Source organism: Anaerolineales bacterium (assembly GCA_022866145.1).
In the GTDB taxonomy this organism is placed as follows: Bacteria; Chloroflexota; Anaerolineae; order Anaerolineales; family E44-bin32; genus PFL42.
In genome coordinates, this window is record JALHUE010000014.1 from 1 (window position 1) to 2,336 (window position 2,336).

General features: G+C 63.2%; 1 protein-coding gene. It reads right to left on the reverse strand.

Annotated features, from left to right (window positions below; all coding sequences use genetic code 11):
• The coding region (locus MUO23_00470; protein MCJ7511424.1) for an O-antigen ligase family protein at positions 1 to 2,121 on the reverse strand (2,121 nt) is incomplete at its 3' end.
• Positions 2,122 to 2,336: the final 215 nt, after the last annotated feature.

The following is a 2,336-nucleotide window of genomic DNA, read 5'->3' on the forward strand; positions in this document are numbered from 1 at the left end:
AATCCGTTCAGTAGCCAATGCCTCGTTCCCTTGAAGCCGGGCAAGTCGCCCTGCTGCATCCACCACTGTGGGATCGTTCCCTCCAAGGGCAAGCGCCACCCGCATGTGTTCCGTGGCGGCAACGCTGTTTCCCGCTTCCTGTTCCGCGATCGACAGGCCAGCATGCGCCATCGCGCTCATGGGCTCAGCGCGGGTGGCGTCCCGGAAGAGGGACAGCGCGCCGTCAGGATCAGAGGACAACTCTGCCCAGGCCGCGTATGTCGGCGACAGGGCGCCGATGCCTGCCAGATGGTCGGCTTCCGCCAGCAAGGCGGCGTTCCACCCTCGGGATCCAACGACTCCAAGCCGCAGAGCCAGCCACGGGTCGGCCTGGATCGCTTTGCGATATGCAGCGACAGCCGCATCGTCATTGGAGGCTGCCTCCTGATACAGCCCCAGGTTGAGGGCCAGAACCGCATTGCCAGGCGCAGCCTCGGAGGCGACCCCCATGTGAGCGATCGCGTCCGTCTTCCGTCCCGACGACCACTCGAGCGCAGCCAGGTTGGCCCAGTGAACTGGCCATGCTGGATCCATCTCAAGCGCAGAGCGATAGATGGAGATTGCGGACTCTAGCGCCTCGAGGTCGCCGCTTGAGGAGGCCAGATTGGCCAGTGCCAACCCGCATTGAAAGGAGTACAGCGTGTTCTGTGGCTGGGTCCTCGCCGCCGAGCAGAGCTCGGTGGCCGCCACCTGCCACTGACCAGCCCTGCCGGACGCCACGCCCCGCCAATAGATCTGCCCTCCGCGCAGCACCAGTGCGCTGCCGACAACGTACAGCGCCAAGGCGATTAGGCTGCCAGCCATCGCCAGCGTGCGGCTCACTGTGAATCGATCCCTCCCGGTGAGGTAGCGGAGAACGAGCGCCAAGACAACAAGAAACGCGGCTGTATAGACGGCTGACTCAAAGAGGAAGTCTGCCACGTGATGCAGAGAGGCTGCCAGAAGTCCTCCAATGTACGCAGAAAGCATGATTCGATCTGAACGTGAAGGCCCAGGCCATGCATGAAGCAACGCGCGAACCACCTCGACGCTGGCCCAGAGAACCACGAGTACCCCGATGAAGCCGGTCTCTGCGGCCACCTGAAGGAGGGCGTTATGTGCGTGGCTGGTCGCGAATCCAGGCGGGATCCCTGTCTGCACGGCAAAGAGAACAGGAAACGATCCTATCCCGTGTCCCGCTAGCGGGGAACTGGCGATGATCTGAAGAGCAGGTCGCCAGATTTGAGCGCGGGGTGATTGGAGCGAGGCGTGGCCCGGGGTTAGTTGGGATCGCTGCAGCAGGTAAATCATGCCTGCCACAACCAGAACGACCGTTGTCAGGACAATGAGGGCTCCGCCGGCAAGCGAGCGCAGGCTGCGGGAGCGCGGGACAAGCCGTCGTCCGTATGAGAGCAGAAACGTGGCTCCCAGCCCTGCCAGGCAGGCCAGCCATCCGCTTCTTGAGGATGTGAGATACAGCCCGGCTAGCAGCAGGATCCCAAGGGCGGTCCAACCTGCGATTCTACGTCGACGGTCAGCATCGAGAACGCGGCCCAGGATCAAGGGGAGGATAATGCAGAGGAAGCCTGCCAGGACATTCGGGTGACCCAGCACGAGGCCCGTTGCCCGATAGCCGATCGGCGGTGCGGATAACCACACCCCGCTCCCCCTCCACCAGTTGACATACCACACTGCCCACAAGGCGAGTTCGAGTACTACGAAAACCACACCGAACGTGAACAGAGCGTTTTCCCAGATCCGTGGCTTCCATCCCCCGGATAGTCCGTCGGAGACAATCAGGAATCCTGTCACGAGGACTAATGCCGTGAGCGCGCGCTCCAGCCCGGCAAGGGGGAGCGGGGATTTCCAGACAAGGAGGAAGCACCAAGCGACGAAGACAACAATAGGTATGGCCGGACGCGGCCATAGAATGGGACGCCTCGAACGCATTCTGCGGACGATCCATGCCGCCAGGGCAGACGCAGCAACCACCACGGCCACAGTCCGGAGCGTGGGTTGGGGTGTGCTGTAGCCCACCAGGAAGAACAGGAAGAAACAGACGGCCGCGAGGTATTGGATCGTATCGCGATCCTGCCGGATCATCCCGCCTCCAACCCCGTCCGAGTCGGGGCGAGGTCGATCGCGTGGTGGCGGGCCAACCTGCGGCGGATTGACTGACGAGCAGATGATCGGATAGACGTGTCGATAGGGGCGAGACGGTGGCCGATCATCTGGCGCGTACGCCCGAGAAGCGCGACTGCGTTCCCGTTGCTCAGCACCCTGCGTGAGGGGAGGGGCCCGGGTGTCATCCTTGCGCG